We start from the raw sequence: 18,559 nt of genomic DNA, 5'->3' as shown, positions 1-18,559 counted from the left end.
TATTCGATTTGATCTGTATTCCGAAGTAATAAACAGCTTCAAGAAACACCCAATATTAGGCAACCGGCACGGCCGGTGGTAATTGACTGGAAATCACACATGGCGAAGATCGTATTCGGAATGGCCGTGCCGCACAGCGGCATGCTCGGGCAGGCACCGGAGGACTGGCTAAAGAACGGCGAGCGGGACCGGAACAACCCGGAACTGTGGTTCCAGAACCGCACGTGGACCTACCCGGAACTCGAAGCCCATCGCAAAGCGGCGTTCGAGCCCTTCCTCACGATGGAGGAGCGCACCGCGCGCGCCGCCCGCTGCCGTGCGGCGCTCGACAAGATGGCCGCCGCCTACCGCGAAGCGCGCATCGATGTCGCGATCATTCTCGGCAAGGACCAGAAGGAGATCTTCACCGACTTCTCGCCGTCGATCGCCATCTACACCGGTGAGGAAGTGCACAACGGGCCGCCGCAGCGCGCGGTTTACGCGCCTGACCATCACGTCACGCACCAGTGCCATCCGAAGCTCGCGACGTATCTCGTTGAGCGTTTCCAGAACGAAGGCTTCGACCTGACCGATCTGTTCGCGTGGCCCGATAACGTGTGGATGAAGCCGTTGCCCGAGTACCCGGTGGTGCCGCACGCCTATAGCTTCGTCTACCACCAGATCATGGGCGACAACCCGCCGCCGCATGTGCCGGTCATCATGAACTGCTTCTACCCGCCGACGCAGCCCTCCATGTCGCGCTGCATCGAGTTCGGCGAAGTGCTGCGCGATGCAATCGAGGCGTGGCCCGAAGATGTGCGCGTTGGCATTTTCGCGTCGGGCGGCCTGTCCCACTTCGTCAACGACGAGGAATTCGATCATCGCATCATGAAGATGCTGGCCGAGTACGACTACGACGGCCTCGCCGCCGTGGACAACCGCTCGTACCAGTCGGGCACCTCGGAAATCAAGCTCTACGCGAGCGTGATGAAGTCACTGCAGGAAACCGGCGCCGAGATGACGCTCGTCGACTACGTGCCGTGCTGGCGCACGCCCGCCGGGACCGGCGAAGGCATGGGCTTCATGTACTGGAAAGCCGACTGAGCCCGCTTCAACCCAATTCAACGAGAGAAAGATCATGAGCGACACCCGTCTGAACAGCATCATTCGCGCGTTCGAATCCGGCAAGCCGGCCTTCACCGCGTTCTCGAAGCTCGACAAGCAAAACGCCATCGAAATGAGCGACGCGCCGTATGAAGGCATCGTCTTCGAGATGGAGCACAACCCCTACGACGTGGCCGCGCTCGGCGACGCGCTGCAATACATGCTGAGCCGCAAGCAGATTGCCGAGTCGGGCTCGGTCGCCCCGCGCGTGACGCCGATCGCGCGCATTCCCGCCAACGGCGTGGAAATGAACCAGTCGTTTGCGAAGCAGGTGCTCGATCGCGGCGCTTACGGCGTGATCTGGCCGCATGTCTCGACGGTCGAGCAGGCCTATAACGCGGTGGCCTCGTGCCGCTATGCGCGTCCGAAGGGCGCGCCGCTCTACGAGCCGAAGGGCGTGCGCGGCGACGGCCCGGCCAACGCTTCGCGTTACTGGGGCTTGACCATGGCCGACTACTACAAGAAGGCCGATGTGTGGCCGCTCGCGCCGCAGGGCGAAATTCTCGTCGGCCTGATGTGTGAGAGCACCCAGGCGATCGAGAACCTGGACGACATTCTCGCGAACGTGCCCGGCATCGGCTTCATCCTGATCGGCGAAGGCGACCTGAGCCAGGAACTGGGTTGCCCGCGCGACTACGAAAACCCGATCGTGCTTGACGCAATGCGCAAGATCGTCGAGACCTGCCATAAGCACAATGTCGTGGTTGGCCATCCGCACGTGACGGCCAAGAATCACAAGCGACTGATCGAAGAGGGCTATCGCATGCTGATGTCGGCGCCGTCGCGCAGCTACGGTGTCGTGGGCCTTGCGCGCGAGATGGCAGGGTACTAAATGAACGGTGCAGAAAGCCTCGTTGCTACGCTCGTCGATCGGGGCGTCGACATCTGTTTTGCCAATCCGGGTACGTCGGAAATGCATTTTCTCGCCGCGCTCGAAAACCCGAAGATGCGCAGCGTGCTGTGCCTTTTCGAGGGCGTGGCGACGGGCGCCGCGGACGGCTGGTATCGCATGAAGGACACGCCGGCCTCCACGCTGCTGCATCTGGGGCCGGGTCTTGCCAACGGGCTTGCGAACATTCATAACGCGAAGCGCGCGTCGTCGGGGATGGTCAACATCATCGGCGAACATTCGACTTCGCATTTGAAGTACGATCCGCCGCTTACTTCGGATATCGAAGGACTCGCGCGGCCGTTGAGCCACTGGGTGCGCCGCGCCGACTCCGCGAGTGCGATCGCCTGGGACGCCGCGAAAGCGGTGGACAAGGCCTCGGAGCATCCGGGCCAGATCGCGACGCTGATTCTGCCCGGCGACACGTCGTGGCGCGAAGCAGGCACGACGATCGTGCCGCCGCGCGAAACGGCGGCGCGCAGGACGCCCGACGCCGCGCGCATCGAGCACGTGGCGCGTGTGCTGCGCTCGGGCGAGCCTGCGCTGATTATTCTCGGCAACAAGGCAACGCGCGGTCTCGCGCTCGAACGCGCGGGCAAGGTGGCGGCTGCGACTGGCGCGCGCCTGGGCTCGCAGTTCTTCACTGCGCGCATCGAGCGCGGCGCGGGGCGCGTGCCGCTTGCCCGCATTCCGTATGCGGTCGCGCCCGCGCGTGCATTTTTGAAGGACTTCAAGCACATCATTACGGTCGAGACGAGCGAGCCGGTCGCGTTCTTCAGCTACCCCGACAAGCCGAGCCTGCTCAAGGAAGAGGGCACACTCGTGCATCCGCTCGTCGAGGCCGACGAGGACAGCGCGCTCGCGTTCGAGATGCTGCTCGAAGCGCTCGGCGCCAACGCGACGGCGCCGCTCGTGCAGCCGCGCGTCGAAACGGCCGCACCGACCGGCGCGCTCAATCCGGTGAGCATCGCGCATGCGCTCGCCGCGGCATTGCCCGAGAACTGCATCGTGGTTGACGAATCGCTCACGACGGGCCGCGAGACGATGGGCTATACGATGGGCGCGGCGCCCCACGACCTCATCAACAACATGGGCGGCTCGATTGGCTATGCCACGCCTGTTGCGACCGGCGCGGCGCTCGCGTGCCCGGACCGCCGCGTGTTTTGCATGGTCGGCGACGGCAGCGCGATGTACACGATCCAGTCGCTGTGGACCCAGGCGCGCGAGAACCTGAACGTCACGACGATCATCTTCGCGAACAACAGCTACGCGATTCTCAAGGCCGAGTACGCGAATATGGGCGCGGGCACACCGGGTGAGCGCGCGCTCTCGATGATCGACATCGATCGTCCGCGCATCGACTGGCAGGCCATGGCCAAAAGCATGGGCGTGCGCTCGGTCGCCGTGGACACGGCCGAAGCCTTCCACAAGGCGATGTCCGACTCGGTGCGCGAGAGTGGTCCGTGCCTGATCGAAGTTCGTCTGCAATCCTGATGAAACTGAAAAAGCAATACCCGCCAATCATGCATAAGGAGTGGCATCAATGACTACGCTGACCGGGGTGCCGACGCTGCGCACCAACCTGGCCGAATATGCGGTAACCAAGGCCCTGCGCGACGGCCGGGTAAAATCCGACCTCGTCACGCTCGACTTTTGCGGCCCCACGCCCGCCCACAACGGCTTCAAGGCGATGGTGCGCGAAAATGCCTTCGACGCCGGCGAGCTGGCGATCGTCACGTTCCTGCAGGCCAAGGCTTACGGCAAGCCCTATGTGCTGCTGCCCGCGCCGATCTCGGGCCGCTTCCAGCATCATTGCGCGGGCTTCAACATCGACTTCGGGCAGCTCGACCCCAAGGACATCGAGGGCAAGAAGGTCGGCGTGCGGACCTATAGCCAGACAACGGCGCTCTGGATTCGCGGCATCTTGCGCCACGAATACGGCGTCGATCTGGACAAGGTCACGTGGATGACGCTCGGCGAGGGCCACCTCGCCGAATACAGCGATCCGGGCAACTGCCAGCGTTTGCCCGCAGGTTCGTCGATTCCGCAGATGATGCTCGACGGCGAGCTGGCCGCCGCGCTCCTTGGCGAAGACATGCCGAAGGACCCGCGCGTGCGCACGCTCGTGCCCGACGCGCAGGCGGCAGCGAAGAGCTGGTTCGCGCGCGAAGGCGTCGTGCCGATCAACCATATGTTCGTCGTGCACGAGCGGGTGTCGAAGGAACGACCGGACGTTGTGCGCGAAATTTACCGCATGATCGTGGAAAGCCGCGCGCAGACCGAAGGCGGCGTGCCGGCCGTGTTCCCGCCGATCGGGCTCGAAGCGAACCGCAAGGGCATTCAGCTTGCCATCGACTGGGCGCTCGACCAGAAGATCATTCCGCACCGGCTTTCGGTGGATGAGCTGTTCGACGATGTGACCGGCAGTCTCGGTCAATGAGCATGTGCGTCGGCCGGCATGCCGGTCGACGGTTAAAAGATTGCAGTGATGCGAATAAAAAATGGAGACTAGTATTGTGCGTCCCTCGCTTCAGTTGAAAAAGAGTGTTTTGTCCTGCGTCGCCATTGCCGCCGTCGCCACGTTCGTACCGGGCGCGGGCGCCGCAACGGCGACCAAGGGCGACTTGCTGATTTATCGCATCGGCCCGACGACCTCGGAACTCTATGTCGCCAATGCCGACGGCAGCGACGAACACCGGCTGATCCCGTCCGATGGCTTCGACTATCACGGTTCTTTCTCGCCGGACGGCAAATGGATCGTCTTCACCTCGGAGCGTGACGGTCTCGGTCATGCGAGCCTCTACCGCGTGCGTGTGGACGGCACGGGGCTGCAACGTTTGACTGACTGGGTCGGCATTAGCGACAGCGCGGTCTACAACCCGGCCAATCCGAATGTGATCGCGTTCGTGTCGTCGCGTCGCGGCAAGTCCACTTACGGCACGACCAACATCTGGACGCTCAACATCAAGACCGGCGCGCTGCACAACGTAACCGGCAACATCAAGTTCGACGCGGACAAGCCGCACAGTTTCTTCCGGCCTTCGTGGTCGCCGGATGGCAAGTGGATCGCGCTCTCTTCCGATATCGGTACCGACTGGCGCGGTCACAACCTGCCGGTCGGCTGGGAGCGCACCCAGGAAAGCGGCATCTATGAGATCCATCCGGACGGCACGGGCTTCAAGCAGATCACCGCGCGCGCTGGCTTCGCCGAAGGCTCGCCGTCGTGGTCCGCGGACGGCAAGCACGTGGTGTTCTACGAAACGCCGGTCGAATCGACGTGGGGCGCGCACCGTCCCGAGGCGATCGGCAAGGTCAGCTCGCAAATCGTGCAGGTCGATGTGGCCACCGGCGAGCGCAAGGACCTGACGGACACGCCGGGATTCAAGGTGTTCCCGCAATATGTGGGCGCGAGCGACGTCGCGTATCACATCAAGAATGGCGGGCAGGAAGGCTTCTATACGACGGACGGTGCCTCGCATGCCACGGCGGGCAGCGGCATTCGCTCGCCGCATTACTCTGCGGACGGCAAGAAGGTCGTCTACGAAAAGGTGGTGTACGGCAAGCCGTTCCACCCGAACGCCACGCCGCTCTACAGTTTCGATCCGCAATGGAACTACCGTTTCGTCGATGTGTTCCCACAACTCTCGCGCGACGGCAAGTCGCTCGTGTACACGGAAAAGGCGGTCGGCTCGTCGATCGTGGTGGCGAATACCGACTTCAGCGATGCGCGCCATATCTACGACCCGCTCACCAGCGGGCTCGATCCGAAGCTGATCAAGATGGGGCTCGCGGGCGCATTCCAGCCGACCTGGTCGCCGGACAAGCAATGGGTGGCCTTCGGCGTGGGCGGCTGGTTCTTCACGCGCAACCACATGCCAGGCCAGATCATGCGGATCAAGGCCGACGGCAGCATGGACGGCAAGCCGGAAGTGCTGACTGACGGCAAGGAGAATGCGGGCTTCCCGAGCTATTCGCCGGACGGCACGAGGATCGTCTACCGCGTGTGGAGCGACACGGACAACGGCCTGCGGATTCTCGACCTGGAAACGCACAAGACCACGGTCCTGACCACCGGGCTGGATAACCTGCCGGGCTGGTCGCCGGACGGCAAGAAGATCGTGTTCACGCGCAAGGAGATCAATCAGGACGACCCCAACAAGTTCCACTACGACGTGTATACGATCAATCCGGACGGTACGGATGTGAAGCGTTTGACGCCGCAGGGTTCGAATCAGGCTCATGCGACCTGGACGTGGGACGGTCGTATTGCGTACAGCTCCGGTGAATATGGCTTCCGCGACGAGCTTTCGCTCTATGACGAGACGTTCCAGCCCGACGGCCAGAACTGGGTGATGAATGCGGACGGCAGCGATCGGCATGCGATTACTGACACGGTCTGGGAAGATTCGATGCCGCTTTATATTCCCAAACAGTAAGGCTGTTTTTCAGGCAGATAGGGCAAAGGCACCGCGCTTGGGCGCGGTGCTTTTATATGGTTCCTGGCAATATTCGGTGAAGGGCGCTGTCCGACCCATTGCTGCAGGACGATCTGTTGCAGTTCCAACGCGCGCTGCCACTGCTTGCCACTTCGGAGGGCGACGGTAAATAGGGCAAAGGAAATTGCGTCGCATTAGCTGTTGTTCCGCCGGCATCGATATGCTGCGTGTTGCAGGCATGTGGACCGCTAGTCATGGCCCTAACCAGCGGCTGAACACCATTGGCGCGTGGGTGCGGAACTACCCTGCAAAAAATGTTAGTCGATTCTCAAGAGTACCGTGCGTGTCGCCGCATTGAGGCCAGCAGATTCGGTGAGATGTTTTTGAACAAAGCACGCAAGGTCTTCGACTTTGTCAAAAGTATACATAGCCGTAGCCGGATCAAGGAGCCACCAATTGACCTTATTCGGCGATTTCCCGAAAGCCATATGATGCCCGGCCTGGGAAAATGATTGAGGGAGTAGCTGAAGCGACCACTGCGTTCCATCGGTTGTCGCAACCGATTGCAGATCGCCTTGCAACGACGCGAGCGTTCTTTCGGTCCAGATTTCCGTCACGCGAGATTTGCCCCATAGCCACATGTCGAGCGTACTTTTCACGTTGTGATCCCGATATGCGGCCTCTTTTAGCCTCTCTATCAGATCCTGTCGTTTCTGAAAGAACTCGACGTCAGCGGTCTGGAACAGCTTCTGCTGGGCAGGGGTCCTGTCATGCAAATAAAACGACGCAACGGCATCGCAGGAATGTGACAACCCTCTGGGTATGCGGATGACGTTAGTTGGCGTGCACATGTCAATTCCATCTTGAAGTTGTCAGTTTTTACACCATCCTGTGTCAGACGGACCATGGCGGAATCTATTATTTTAGTTCGCGCGCCCCTGAAAAAACGCTGTCAATGAAACTGGATGCAATCTGGTTAAATATCTCTCCCTCTCTTCTGTTGGATCTTTCGGTGTTCGCCGCATGGATCACGAAGTCGTTCTGTATTTTCCAAACCTGCTTCGTGTCATACCATGTTTGCCCGCTGGCGAAGTGGGTGAACCCGGCCCTTGACTCCTTCGGAATGACGCCCTGACCATCGGCACTGCCTATGCCAGTCGGCTTCTTGTTCGAGGAGAGTGGACTCCAATAGCTATAGGCGCCGTCTCTACCCACACACATAAAGTAATGTGGCGAATTGCCGCCCAGCGGGTTGACCCCCTTGTAGGCTCCAATTTCATAGCCACCGGCGAGGTTCACTGGGTTCAACATCAGGACTCTACCTTTCGTGATGTCGTTCAGATCAACACACATGTGAGCCACCTCCACGTTGCGTGCTACAGCTTCATTCGATAACGCGCCGCACGATTGCCGCATCGGCGACGCATCTGCCTGAACCGCAACTCCGGACTTCGACGTCGCCCTCGAAAATATTCAAAAGGGATTTACCGCAATGACTCGCCGCGGTTATGCCGATTGAATGTCAAAACGAACAGTGATCGATCACGCAGTGTAGTTCAGCGTGAACCATTTTTCTCACAAATATCGCCATGCCTTCTTTCGTCGTGGTTTCGAAACTTTCATGATCCTGTCTCGATGCCAGATGTCTACAGTAAGGGCGTCCACGAATAAAGCGGCAATAGCCTCGCGTTGCATGAGTCGCCACTTATTGACCGCACACCGTGCGCAATCGATCTCCCGAAAGCCGCGAAGTACCTTCGTTATTGGCTAGCGCCGCCGAGGTTGTTGACCCTCGGCGCCCACTTCCGCTGCATCAGCACCATCGTGCTCGTTGCGCCCAGCAGCAGGAACACGAAGACTGCCATCATGGCAAAGGTGTAATTGCCGTTGCCAACATCAAGCAACCAGCCGGACAAACTGGCGGAAACACCGCCCGCGAGACTGGTAGCGACCTGCTGCAGGCCCGTATTCAATCCGACCGCGGGCTTGGGGATCAGTGTGAGCTTGCACAGCGCCAGATTATTGGCGGTCGCGAGGCCCAGCAACGAAAGCGAGAGCACATTCCAGAACAGCGCCATGCCAGGCGACCGTGTGTATGCGCCGAGCAGAACCGTCGTACCGCCAATGAATCCCGCGACGATAAACGCTTTGCGCACGACTACGGCGTCTTTGCCGCGCGCGATCATACGGTCTGCCAACCAACCCGCGAGAGCGGCGACGATCGCGATACCGGCGAAACTAAAAAACGTATAGATGCCGGACTTCTCCAGAGAGAGGCCGCGCTGTTCGACCAGATAGGCCGGCATCCAGGTCATGCAATAGAACGCGAAATAGCTGTAGCAGAAGTTGTTGATGAGACCACCCCAAACCACGGGGCTCGCGAGCAGATTCCTGAGCGGCACGGACGAAGCGCGCCGTGCGGCCGCCTTCAATTCGTCGCGCGTAGGGTAGTCGTTCCTGACCATCAGAAGCCAGGGGACCATCCACACAAGGCCGATGAGCCCTGTCACCATGAACATCGCCTTCCATGAATAAGCGACGATCATCCACGCCGCAATGGGCGCGCCGAGCGCGGGGCCCATCTTGCCGCCAATCGAAAAGATGCCTAGCGCGGTGCCTTTCTGTGTTTCCTCGAAATTGTTCGCGAGGTAGCGATAGGTCGCGGGTACGACGATCGCTTCGGCGAGCCCGATCAGCAGACGCATGACGATCAGCGCGGCAAGCGTCGTGACGAGCCCGGTGGCGGCCGCCGCGAGGCACCAGATCACGAAGCAGATCGAGTAGGGCCGCTTCACGCCGTAACGGTCCACGATCCAGCCCATGGGCATCTGTGCGAGACCATACGACCAGAATACGGCCGAATTGAGCCAGCCCCGCTGCACGCTCGACAGCGAAAACTCATGTACGAAGGCTTTGTCCGCGAGTGCGGCAGACAAGCTCGTTCGATCGACAAACGAAATCAGCAGGCCGAGTGAGAGCAGGACCAGAATGCTCCACGGGTTCTCGGCTGCCGGCTGCTTGACCTGGCAGGTGTCCATGGGTGTGTGTCTCTTGTGCGATATCTCGGGAACCGAGCGCGGTCGCTGCCCAACTGTGTTGGCAGGCTTGGCGGCGGCCGTACGCGTACAGTTAGTCAGATGTCGAATGCCATGCCGCGCGTGCTCAACAGGGCTGCCCGGCGCGCGCGCTGAGCCACGCGGGGGCGCTCTGCAGCGCGACCGGCCGCAGGAAGCGCGCTAGCGCCTCGTAGCCGACCGAGGTCGTGAACGGTTGCGTGGAAGCGGGCCACGGACCGCCATGCTGTTGACTGCGCGTCACCGCCACGCCGGTCGGCACGCCGCTAAAGAGCACGCGCCCGGCGATCTGCGTGGCGCGGCGCGCGACGCGGCGCACGTCGGGCGTGTCCTCGTCCGCGCCCCACAGCGTCACCGTCAGGCTGCCGCCAACCGCGCCCAGCACATCGACGATTTCGTCGATCGAACCCACGCGCACGATCAAGCAAGCAGGGCCGAAAATCTCTTCGTGCAGCGCCGGCGTGGCGATAAAGTGCTTCGCGCTCGTGCGCGCGAGCACGGGGCGCGGCGGCGCCATTTCATCGTGATCGGCGCTGCCGGCAAGGAGGGTCTGCACGCCAGGCGTGCCGAGCAGGCGCGCCACGCCCGCGTCGAAGGTGCGCTTCATGGCGGGCGTGAGCATGCGATGCGTCGGCTTTTCGCGCAGTTCGTCGCGCAGCGTATCTTCGAAGCGTTGTGCATCCGCACCTTCGAACAGCACGACGAGTCCCGGGCTCGTGCACACCTGGCCGCAGCCGAATTCGATCGACGATGCGAGCGTTTGCGCGAGCGCCTGTGCCTGGGTGGCGAGCGCCGCCGGCAGCGCGACCACAGGGTTGATCGATCCCAGCTCGCCATAGAACGGAATGGGGCGCGGCCGCGCATTCGCGAGGCGCCACAGCGCCGCGCCGCCCTTGAACGAGCCGGTGAACGCCACAGCCGCGATGTCGGGGTGATTGACCAGTTCAGTGCCGACCTCGACGCCCGCGCCCTCCACCAAGCCTAGCAGCGCGGTGGGAAGTCCTTGCCCGGCGATGACCGCGCGCGCGAGTTCGAACACCTTGCGCGAGAGCTTCGGGTGCCCCGGATGCGCCTTGACCACGACAGGGCAGCCCGCCGCCAGCGCGGACGCGGTGTCGCCACCGAGCACCGAGAATGCGAACGGAAAATTGCTGGCGGAGAACATCGCAACCGGGCCGAGCGGAATACGCACGCGGCTCAGGTGCGGGCGCCCGGCGGGCGGAGCCTCGGCAATAGCCGGGTCGTCGGTCAGGGCGAACGCGTGGCCCGCCTCGACGTAATCGGCGAAGCCGCCTAGCTGAAAGCGCGTGCGGTCGATTTCGCCATGAAGCCGAGCGCTACCGAGCGAGGTTTCCTCAGCGGCGATGCGCACGAGCGTCTCACGTTCGGCGTCGAGCGCGCTGGCCAGGGCGCGCAACAGCGTCGCGCGCGTGTGAGCGGATGACTGAGCCCAGTCGTCGGCGATATTGGCTGCCGCCGTGACGGTTGTGTGAATATGCGCGGCGCTATGGTCTTGAATCTGCATCAGTACTCCAAAGGAAGGGAACAGCTCGATGTTTCATGTGAATGCATACGGCACGTCCGAGGGCCGTGCAGGTGATGACAATGCGCCGCGCTGAAATGCATCAAGCGGCCATGCGCAACCCGCAAGACGGGTCGCCCATGGCCGCTTTCTCCTGGCAAACGGATCAGAAGTGAATTTCAGCCTGGAGCATCGGCACCGAAGTGATGGTTCCCGGTGCCGCGTGCGTCGGCGTGCCGTACATGTGATACCAGTACTCGTAGCCCAGACCGGCGTAGAGCACACGCGGGTGCCCAGCGAACGAGCCGAGGTCGGCGAGCAGCGCCATGCGCGTGAGGAACTCGGTCGTGGTTTCCACGCCGAAGCCGTCACGTCCCTTGGGGCCGGTCACGCTTGCGAAGCCGCGGAACATGAGCGGCACCGGGCCGACACGGAACGGATAGAGCCACGAACTTTCGAGGTGCCATGCGGTGTTGAAGCGCACATCGACGCCGGCAATGCCGTTGTGATTGCTTTCCGTGCGCAGCCCGGCCGTGAGGTTCCAGTAGCCATGCGGGATCGCAAACTCGACCGTTGGCCCGACCACGAGCATGCGCGCGCGCTCGGAGTACGAATCGTTCTTCACGCCGAACTCGTAGCCGATCGTCAAACCATAGTCGCGAATCGGGCCAATGCCGAGGTAGCGGCCGAAGATCTTGCCGGCGCTGAACTGCACGCGCCCGACGCTATACACCTCCTGTGCGCCGCCGCTTCGCGGACCGCCCGATTCCGGGTTGGCCGCGTTGGAGACGAGGTAGTCGACGTTGAACGCGTAGCTGCCGAACCGGAATCCGCCGATCGTCGTGAGGTAGCCGATGTTTTGCATCACCGTCGAATCGATGCCGGGATAGTGAAAATCCGTGCCCCAGCGATAGCCGATGAACGTGTCGTTCCAGATGGCGGGCGGTTCGTCGGCCTGGCCGACGGTCTGGGGCGGTGCGGCGCCGTTCGGGACTTCCTGGCGCTCTGGCGGCGCGGAAGAGTTCGGTGCGGTAAAGACCTCGGCGTGAGCGAACTGCGCCAGGCAGCAAAACAGGGCAGCGCCAAGGGCAGGCGCACGCAAGGCTAGCGTTAGGCTTTTCATGTCTCCATCCAGACTCTATTTATGTTGATGTCTTCGACCGGGGCGCGTAGCCGCATTGCGACTGCCGATTCGGTCGCACCGCCCGCCCTGGCTGTATGGTTGAACCATCCGGCGCAGGAAAACGCTGTTACGGTGGTGAGGAATATAAGTGGCGCGTTGGCGCTTGCCTTTACACAAAAATGAGATTCGCTGGCACTTTTTGCTGGCATCGCGAAAGTTTTTGTCGGCGCAGCCGTGCGCGAAGCCGGTATGACCTTGAAAAAATGCAAGCGAACCTGCGTTTTGTGTAGGGACGCGCGCGCCATCGTCCCCTACGCTTGACCCATAAGACAGACCGCGCCTTGAGGGCCAGGTGTTTTTCCCTGGTTATCGAGAGGCGAGGTCAGACAAGGAGACAGCGTTGACCGGAATGAACCCTCTGGCTGTTGATATCTTCTTTGGCGCCGCGCAGTTGCGCGGACACGTCGCCTCCTTCGCATCGCTGCGCGCCGGTCTCCCGCGGCGCTATCAAGCTTTATTCCCGACTGATTTCGACGCCTCTCGCATGGAACGCCCCCTCCAGCGAGGGTGACGACGCGAGCGCGTCTCGCGAATTCGTTTGTTTGGTGCCTTTGGTTGTTCCAATCAATAAGGTATACGAACGATCGATCTGAAAGTTGTGCCGCAACGGGAAACCTGCGGATTCGCTAACCCGTGCAATTAAAGACGGGAGTTAAACCAATAAGATTTCATCATGGAGACAGAATGAAAAGGTCAGTGATTTCCTTGTCGGGTGTGGCCGCTGCGTGCTGTATCAACGTGGCGCATGCGCAGTCGTCCGTCACGCTGTATGGCGTCATCGACAATGGAATCGAATATCAGAACGCGGGCTCGGGTTCGGTGGTGCGCGCGGTTTCGGGTGGTCTCTTTGCGAGCCGTTACGGCTTGAAAGGCAGCGAGGACATTGGCGGCGGCATTCACGTCAACTTCCAGCTCGAACAGGGCTTCAACGGCGTGACAGGTGCCGCATCGAATGCGGCCGAAGCATTCAATCGCCAGGCCTGGGTGGGTTTTTCCGGGGCATTCGGTGAAACGCGCTTTGGCCTGCAAAATACGCCACAGTATATTTTCATGAACCCCGAACTCGATCCGCTCGCGGTCATGAGCATCGCTTCGCCGATGAACAACTTCAACAGCCTCACCGTTCGGGTCAACAATTCAATTTCGTATTTCACCCCAACGGTTTATGGGCTGACGGCGCAGTTCATGGTTGCGATGCGCGACTCGACGACCAAACCGAGTAACGGACTCCAGTTCTATAACGCGGCGGTGCGCTATACGAACGGCACATTCCGCGCGGCGGCCGGCTATGAGCAGGCTGCGAATGCGGCCGGTACGTCGACACTGAAGGTGTTCAACGCCGGCACGTCGCTCGGCGTCGGCGCGGCCCGCTTCTATCTCGCGTATCACACGGAGCGGCAGACCGACAACAGCGTCAAGCGCGACGTCTACGAAGCCTCCACGTCGTACCGCATCGATCCGGCCAACCAGGTCGCGCTGCTTTACGGCTATGCGCACGACCGCACCGGAAAGGGCAACAACGCCCAGCAAATCGGCCTGAATTACGAGTATTACTTCTCGAAGGCGACTACCCTGTATGCGTCGGCCGGCTTCATCCAGAACCGCAACAAGGCCCAGTTCACGCTCAATGGGACCGCGTATGGCGGCATCGCGGGCGCGCCGGGCGCCGACACGCGCGGCGTGGTGCTCGGCCTCGTCCATACGTTCTGATGACGGCGGCGCGGGTGCGAGCCCGCGCGCGCCCGGATTCGGGTAAGCCGCAGGTCGCGGTTTGCCCGAAGGTATGAAAAAATTCCCGCCTTTGCGCAAGACACCTGTAGCGTGTCTTGTTGTCTCGACAACGATCGAGCGTCCCCTCCGTTTTGTCGACCGCGCTGAACGCGCCTCTGCGTTCGCGTATCATCGTTGTGCTTTTGTCCGGGCACCCTGGCTTGCGATATATTGTGCGTTCCGTGCACCGGATGAAGACGCCGTACCTTCGTCCAGAAAAAAATGAAATTCAGGCGGACACTCGTGCTGGAAAACCAGGGCGCGAACTCTGAATTTCAATGGCGACCGCAACGACCGGGCCGCCAAGGAGACTTTATGACACACACCGCCATGGCAACCGACCAACGCCACCGCGACGGCAAAGCCAGAACGAAGCGCACTACCGTACCCAAAGTCCGCTTGTACGTTGAACGCCCCGAGAGACAAAACTGGTTCGTGCACGTCGGGCACGTGACCGACCGGGGCCGCTGGCGCACCGAGCCTCACGCGCACCCCGCCTATGGCCAGGTCATCTTCGTGCGCAGCGGCCGCGGCGTGATGAATCTGGAAGGCAGTGCTGTCCCGTTCGAAGCCCCGTGCGCGTTGCTGTTGCCGACCGAGTGCGTGCACGGTCTCGACTACGCGATCGACGTGGACCGCTGGGTGGTGACGATCGAAGTGGCGTATCTGGCGCAGGTGAACGGGAAACTGCAGGACTTCATTCAACTGTGGACGTCGCCGCGCATGATACCGCTCGGCGAGATGGCCGACGGCGGCGAGCAGTTCTACAGCATGGTGCAAAGCCTCAAGCAGGAGTCGGAATCTAGCGCAGTCGGCCATGTGATCGGCACGGAAGCCTTGCTCACGACGCTGCTGCTCATGCTCGTGCGCGAGGCGCGTCTGGATCAGCCCGGCAGCGAAGGCGAAACGCGCAACAACGTGCGGCTCGTCGACCGTTTCCGTAAGCTGATCGACCAGCACTACCGCGAGGACCTCGCGCTGCAGGATTACGCCTCGATGATGGCGGTGTCGCTCGTGCAACTGCGCGCGGCATGCGCTTCCGCGGGGGAGCAGAGCCCCACGAAGATGATCCGTGCGCGCATCATTACCGAGGCGAAGCGCAATCTCATCTTCGGCGAAATGTCGGTCGAGCAGATCGCCTTCGGGCTCGGCTTCGCCGATGCCGCTTATTTCACGCGGTTTTTCCGCCGCGAAGTGGGCGACACGCCGAGCCAGTTCCGCGTCACGGCCCGGGCCCAGACGCAGTAAGGACGCAACCACGAGCGCCGCCGCCCTTATTGCGCTCCAAAGCGCGGCGCAATAAAGGTGCGCATCAGAAAAGTGCTGGCGAACCCTTCTTTTGTGCAGGGACACGCGCGCACACGTCGGTTACGCTTGATCTGCGCGCTTGCCTTGCCGGCGTCCGTCACGCACGGGCGCCCTTGACGCCATCATCGTGGCATCGCGAACGCGTGAGCGGCCAGGAGACGCCGCTCGCCGCAGCAGTCCGCCGCACGCAGCCTGGCCGCGTGAAGGGGGCTCGCACAATAACACTCATATTGCGTCCGTTCACCGACTATGGTTCAGTGCTTCCCCAAGCGTTTTGCCCTGCGGCGCCGATTGACGGCGGCGTTCATTCCGCTCGCGCTTGCGACGGCTTTTCACAGTGCGCCCGGTAGCGCCACGACACCGGCGTCCGGCGCACCAACCGAACTCGTCTACGTGGGCACGCAGGAGCGCGAGATGCGCGCGCTGCGCTTCGATACGTCGAGCGGCAAGCTCACGATGATCGGCGCGGTAGGCGCGGGCCCGCGCTCGACGTGGGTCACGACGAACCCCCGGTTGCCGGTGCTGTATGCAGTCGATGACGACAACTCGCGCGAAGGCAGCGTGACCGCCTATGCCGTCGATCGCGAGAGCGGCATGCTCGCGCGAATCAACGAAGTCGCAACGGGCGGCAGCGGGACCACGAACCTCTCGCTGGACCTGCCCTCGATGACGCTGCTGGCGGCCAACTATGGCGGCGGCTCCGTATCGAGCGTCGCCGTGAATCACGACGGCAGTCTCGGCGCGCGCACTTCGACGGTCAAGGAAACGGGCTCGGGGCCGACGCGCCGGCAGGCGAGCGCGCATGCGCACAACGCTGTCGTCGATCCCTCGGGCCACTACGCGCTCGTGCCGGATCTCGGCGCGGATCGTGTTTTCGTGTATGGCTTCGATCGCGCCACGCGCACGCTCACGCCTGCGGACGGTGCGAGCGCACACCAGTTCGTCTTGCCGCCGGGCAGCGGTCCGCGCCATCTGGCATTCGGCGCGAACGGCAAGTACGTTTATCTGCTGACCGAACTGAGCGCGCAGATCATGGTGCTGCATTGGGACGCCTCGCAGGGACAGTTGACGCTCGTGCAAACGGTAGAGACCACGAGCCCCGAATTCCAGGGCGTGAAGAGCGGCGCCGAAGTGGCCGTGAGCGCCGACGGGCGTTTCGTTTATGTCGAGAATCGCGCGGAAAACGCGCTGATCGTGTACCGCGTCGACCCGGCGTCGGGCGAACTGACGGAAATTCAACGCACATCGTCGGGCGGCGAGAAGCCGTGGGGCTTCGGCATCGATTCGTCGGGCAAGTGGCTGCTCGTCGCCAATCAGCGTAGCGGCAAGGTCAATGTTTTCGGCATCGACACCGCAACGGGCCTCGTGTCGGATACCGGGCAGTCGGCCGAAGTGCCGACACCGGTCGCCATTGCGTTCGTGAAGTGACGCAAGGGTAGCGGGACGGTGCGACGCACCGTCCTTGCGGAGAAACGCGGGTCCGCAAATTCAGTGTTATTCGAACTCCTAATAGAAAAATAAATTCAGGAGGCGCGGTACACGGCAAACGCATGGCGTTTGCGCCGGTGCGCCGCTTTCTGCACCATTCGAAGGGGTGATTCATGAAGCTGGTCCATCAACTCCCGCTGGCGTTGGGCGTCGCGCTGCTGAGCGCATCGGCGGCGGGCGTGTTCGGTATCGCCGAAATGAACAGCGCGGCAGATGCGTACGCGCGGCTGATCGGCGTGGACGGCGCACAGGCGCGCCAGGTCTCCGAGGCGATGGTCGCGTTCAAGAACCAGGTGCAGAACGGCAAGGACATCGTGCTGCGCGGGAAGAACCCCGGTCAGTTCGACAAGTACTGGACAGCGTTCCAGAAGTTCGAAGCGACATGCCAGGGCACGACCCAGGCACTCGCGCGTGAACTGCCGCCTGGCGAGGCGCGCACGAAGATCGAGCGCTTCAACGCGTTACATGCGCAAATGGGGGTTGCGTACCGCAACGCGATCGACCGGTTCAAGGCCTCGGGTTACGACACGGCGGTCGGCGACCTTGCAATGGATGGCCTCGATCGCGAGCCGGTGATCCTGCTGCGCGAAACCGGCGCGAGGATCGTCGAGCAGACCGCCGCCGCGGCCGCGCGAGCGAAAAGCCTGCAGCGTAGCGCGATGCTGGCGAGCGCCGGTGCGATGGCGCTTACCGTGCTGGCGGGCATTGCCGGTGCCGTTGTGTTCTCGCGCACGATCACGCGCAAGCTTGGCGGTGAGCCCGACGATGCGCGCGCCGCCGCACGCGAGATGGCTACGGGCAAGCTCGACATCGATCTGCCTGTGCGACCAGGCGACACCGATAGCCTCATGGCCGCGATGCGCACGATGGCCACCTCGCTCACCGGGATCGTCGAGCAGGTGCGCAACGGCAGCGAGGCGATCGCGACCGGCTCTGCGCAGATCGCTACGGGCAATGCCGATCTTAGCCAGCGCACGGAATTGCAGGCTAGCGCGCTGCAGGAAACCGCTGCGTCGATGGAGCAGTTCAGCGCGACCATCCGGCAGAACGCCGAAAACGCGCACGAGGCGCGTGAGTTGGCCGCGGGCGCTTCGTCGATCGCGACGCAAGGGGGCGAGGTCGTGAATCAGGTCGTCGAGACCATGAAAGGCATCGACGAGAGTGCGCGCAAGATCGCGGACATTATCGGCGTCATCGAAGGCATTGCCGCGCAAACCAATATTCTCGCGATCAATGCGGCGGTGGAAGCGGCGCGCGCGGGGGAGCAGGGCCGCGGCTTTGCGGTCGTGGCCAGTGAAGTGCGCGGCCTCGCGCAGCGCAGTGCCCACGCCGCCAAGGAAATCCAGGCGCTGATCGTGGACAGCGTCGCGCGCGTGGAGTCGGGCTCGTTGCTTGCCGGCGAGGCTGGAGCAACGATGAGCCGGATCGTCGAGGCGATTCATCGCGTGACGGCCGTTGTGGGCGAGATCAGCCGGGCCAGCGCCGAGCAAAGCGTTGGCGTCGAGCAGGTGGTGGCGGCTGTTGGCCAGATGGACCAGACGACGCAGCAGAATGCCGCGCTCGTGGAAGAAAGCGCCGCCGCCGCCGAGAGTTTGCGGCAGCAGGCGGCGTGGCTCGTCGAGTCGGTGACGAAGTTCCGTATTTGACGGGAGATTGCGAGTTATTTAGAAATGCTTATTTTAAGAATTTCACGCAAATCTCGTTAACCGCACTGCACACGCGGGCCACGTCGGCCTCGGTCATCTA

At 62.3% G+C, this 18,559-nt stretch carries 14 protein-coding genes; 9 read left to right on the top strand and 5 right to left on the bottom strand.

The features are described from left to right. Positions 1 to 99 precede the first annotated feature (99 nt). The 5 genes from U5A57_RS23370 (at position 100) to U5A57_RS23350 (ending at position 6,468) form a co-directional block, all read left to right on the top strand. Positions 100 to 1,083, top strand: a complete 984-nt coding sequence (locus U5A57_RS23370; RefSeq protein WP_321914008.1) for a protocatechuate 3,4-dioxygenase — start codon at positions 100 to 102, stop codon at positions 1,081 to 1,083. A gap of 34 nt (positions 1,084 to 1,117) precedes the next feature. Next, entirely contained in the window at positions 1,118 to 1,975 is an 858-nt protein-coding gene (locus U5A57_RS23365; protein WP_321914007.1) for an HpcH/HpaI aldolase family protein, read from the top strand. Further along, the gene (locus U5A57_RS23360; RefSeq protein WP_321914006.1) at positions 1,976 to 3,526 is read left to right on the top strand and encodes an acetolactate synthase large subunit; all 1,551 of its coding nucleotides are present in this window, start codon (positions 1,976 to 1,978) and stop codon (positions 3,524 to 3,526) included. It abuts the gene before it with no gap. Between the two features lie 49 nt (positions 3,527 to 3,575). Beyond that, on the top strand, positions 3,576 to 4,472 hold the full coding sequence (locus U5A57_RS23355) for a phosphate ABC transporter substrate-binding protein (protein ID WP_321914005.1): 897 nt from the start codon (positions 3,576 to 3,578) through the stop codon (positions 4,470 to 4,472). 61 nt (positions 4,473 to 4,533) lie between these two features. Continuing rightward, positions 4,534 to 6,468, top strand: a complete 1,935-nt coding sequence (locus U5A57_RS23350) for a hypothetical protein (RefSeq protein ID WP_321914004.1) — start codon at positions 4,534 to 4,536, stop codon at positions 6,466 to 6,468. Positions 6,469 to 6,785: 317 nt separating this feature from the next. On the opposite strand, the gene U5A57_RS23345 is transcribed toward U5A57_RS23350, so the two are convergent. From U5A57_RS23345 to U5A57_RS23325, 5 genes are all read right to left on the bottom strand, one after another. Then, positions 6,786 to 7,319: a hypothetical protein gene (locus tag U5A57_RS23345; RefSeq protein ID WP_321914003.1), complete on the bottom strand. Its 534-nt coding sequence runs from the start codon at positions 7,317 to 7,319 to the stop codon at positions 6,786 to 6,788. Between the two features lie 67 nt (positions 7,320 to 7,386). Continuing rightward, the gene (locus tag U5A57_RS23340) at positions 7,387 to 7,821 is read right to left on the bottom strand and encodes a hypothetical protein (RefSeq protein WP_321914002.1); all 435 of its coding nucleotides are present in this window, start codon (positions 7,819 to 7,821) and stop codon (positions 7,387 to 7,389) included. Positions 7,822 to 8,228: 407 nt separating this feature from the next. After that, positions 8,229 to 9,506, bottom strand: a complete 1,278-nt coding sequence (locus U5A57_RS23335; RefSeq protein WP_321914001.1) for an MFS transporter — start codon at positions 9,504 to 9,506, stop codon at positions 8,229 to 8,231. 124 nt (positions 9,507 to 9,630) lie between these two features. Next, a complete protein-coding gene (locus U5A57_RS23330) occupies positions 9,631 to 11,067 on the bottom strand; it encodes an aldehyde dehydrogenase (NADP(+)) (protein WP_321914000.1) in 1,437 nt (478 codons plus the stop codon). A gap of 163 nt (positions 11,068 to 11,230) precedes the next feature. Then, the gene (locus U5A57_RS23325) at positions 11,231 to 12,187 is read right to left on the bottom strand and encodes a hypothetical protein (protein ID WP_321913999.1); all 957 of its coding nucleotides are present in this window, start codon (positions 12,185 to 12,187) and stop codon (positions 11,231 to 11,233) included. 744 nt (positions 12,188 to 12,931) lie between these two features. Here U5A57_RS23325 and U5A57_RS23320 point away from each other — a divergent pair. The 4 genes from U5A57_RS23320 (at position 12,932) to U5A57_RS23305 (ending at position 18,459) form a co-directional block, all read left to right on the top strand. After that, positions 12,932 to 13,957: a porin gene (locus tag U5A57_RS23320; RefSeq protein WP_321913998.1), complete on the top strand. Its 1,026-nt coding sequence runs from the start codon at positions 12,932 to 12,934 to the stop codon at positions 13,955 to 13,957. A 375-nt stretch (positions 13,958 to 14,332) separates the two neighbouring features. Continuing rightward, entirely contained in the window at positions 14,333 to 15,265 is a 933-nt protein-coding gene (locus tag U5A57_RS23315) for a helix-turn-helix domain-containing protein (RefSeq protein WP_321913997.1), read from the top strand. Positions 15,266 to 15,616: 351 nt separating this feature from the next. After that, complete coding sequence (locus U5A57_RS23310) at positions 15,617 to 16,753, top strand: lactonase family protein (RefSeq protein WP_321913996.1); 1,137 nt, start codon at positions 15,617 to 15,619, stop codon at positions 16,751 to 16,753. A gap of 173 nt (positions 16,754 to 16,926) precedes the next feature. Next, positions 16,927 to 18,459, top strand: coding sequence for a methyl-accepting chemotaxis protein (locus U5A57_RS23305; RefSeq protein WP_321913995.1), 1,533 nt, complete (start codon positions 16,927 to 16,929; stop codon positions 18,457 to 18,459). Positions 18,460 to 18,559 lie beyond the last annotated feature (100 nt).

It is taken from the genome of Paraburkholderia sp. J11-2 (assembly GCF_905220185.1).
Lineage (GTDB): Bacteria > Pseudomonadota > Gammaproteobacteria > Burkholderiales > Burkholderiaceae > Paraburkholderia.
Note: the sequence above shows the minus strand (reverse complement) of the source record. Positions and strands in the feature narration are given on the sequence as shown.

What these genes read in the sequence shown, in the direction of transcription:
- U5A57_RS23370 (WP_321914008.1), top strand. Translation starts at nt 100, where the DNA reads ATGGCGAAGATCGTATTCGGAATGGCCGTGCCGCACAGCGGCATGCTC.
- U5A57_RS23365 (WP_321914007.1), top strand. Translation starts at nt 1,118, where the DNA reads ATGAGCGACACCCGTCTGAACAGCATCATTCGCGCGTTCGAATCCGGC.
- U5A57_RS23360 (WP_321914006.1), top strand. Translation starts at nt 1,976, where the DNA reads ATGAACGGTGCAGAAAGCCTCGTTGCTACGCTCGTCGATCGGGGCGTC.
- U5A57_RS23355 (WP_321914005.1), top strand. Translation starts at nt 3,576, where the DNA reads ATGACTACGCTGACCGGGGTGCCGACGCTGCGCACCAACCTGGCCGAA.
- U5A57_RS23350 (WP_321914004.1), top strand. Translation starts at nt 4,534, where the DNA reads ATGGAGACTAGTATTGTGCGTCCCTCGCTTCAGTTGAAAAAGAGTGTT.
- U5A57_RS23345 (WP_321914003.1), bottom strand. Translation starts at nt 7,319, where the DNA reads ATGTGCACGCCAACTAACGTCATCCGCATACCCAGAGGGTTGTCACAT.
- U5A57_RS23340 (WP_321914002.1), bottom strand. Translation starts at nt 7,821, where the DNA reads ATGTGTGTTGATCTGAACGACATCACGAAAGGTAGAGTCCTGATGTTG.
- U5A57_RS23335 (WP_321914001.1), bottom strand. Translation starts at nt 9,506, where the DNA reads ATGGACACCTGCCAGGTCAAGCAGCCGGCAGCCGAGAACCCGTGGAGC.
- U5A57_RS23330 (WP_321914000.1), bottom strand. Translation starts at nt 11,067, where the DNA reads ATGCAGATTCAAGACCATAGCGCCGCGCATATTCACACAACCGTCACG.
- U5A57_RS23325 (WP_321913999.1), bottom strand. Translation starts at nt 12,187, where the DNA reads ATGAAAAGCCTAACGCTAGCCTTGCGTGCGCCTGCCCTTGGCGCTGCC.
- U5A57_RS23320 (WP_321913998.1), top strand. Translation starts at nt 12,932, where the DNA reads ATGAAAAGGTCAGTGATTTCCTTGTCGGGTGTGGCCGCTGCGTGCTGT.
- U5A57_RS23315 (WP_321913997.1), top strand. Translation starts at nt 14,333, where the DNA reads ATGACACACACCGCCATGGCAACCGACCAACGCCACCGCGACGGCAAA.
- U5A57_RS23305 (WP_321913995.1), top strand. Translation starts at nt 16,927, where the DNA reads ATGAAGCTGGTCCATCAACTCCCGCTGGCGTTGGGCGTCGCGCTGCTG.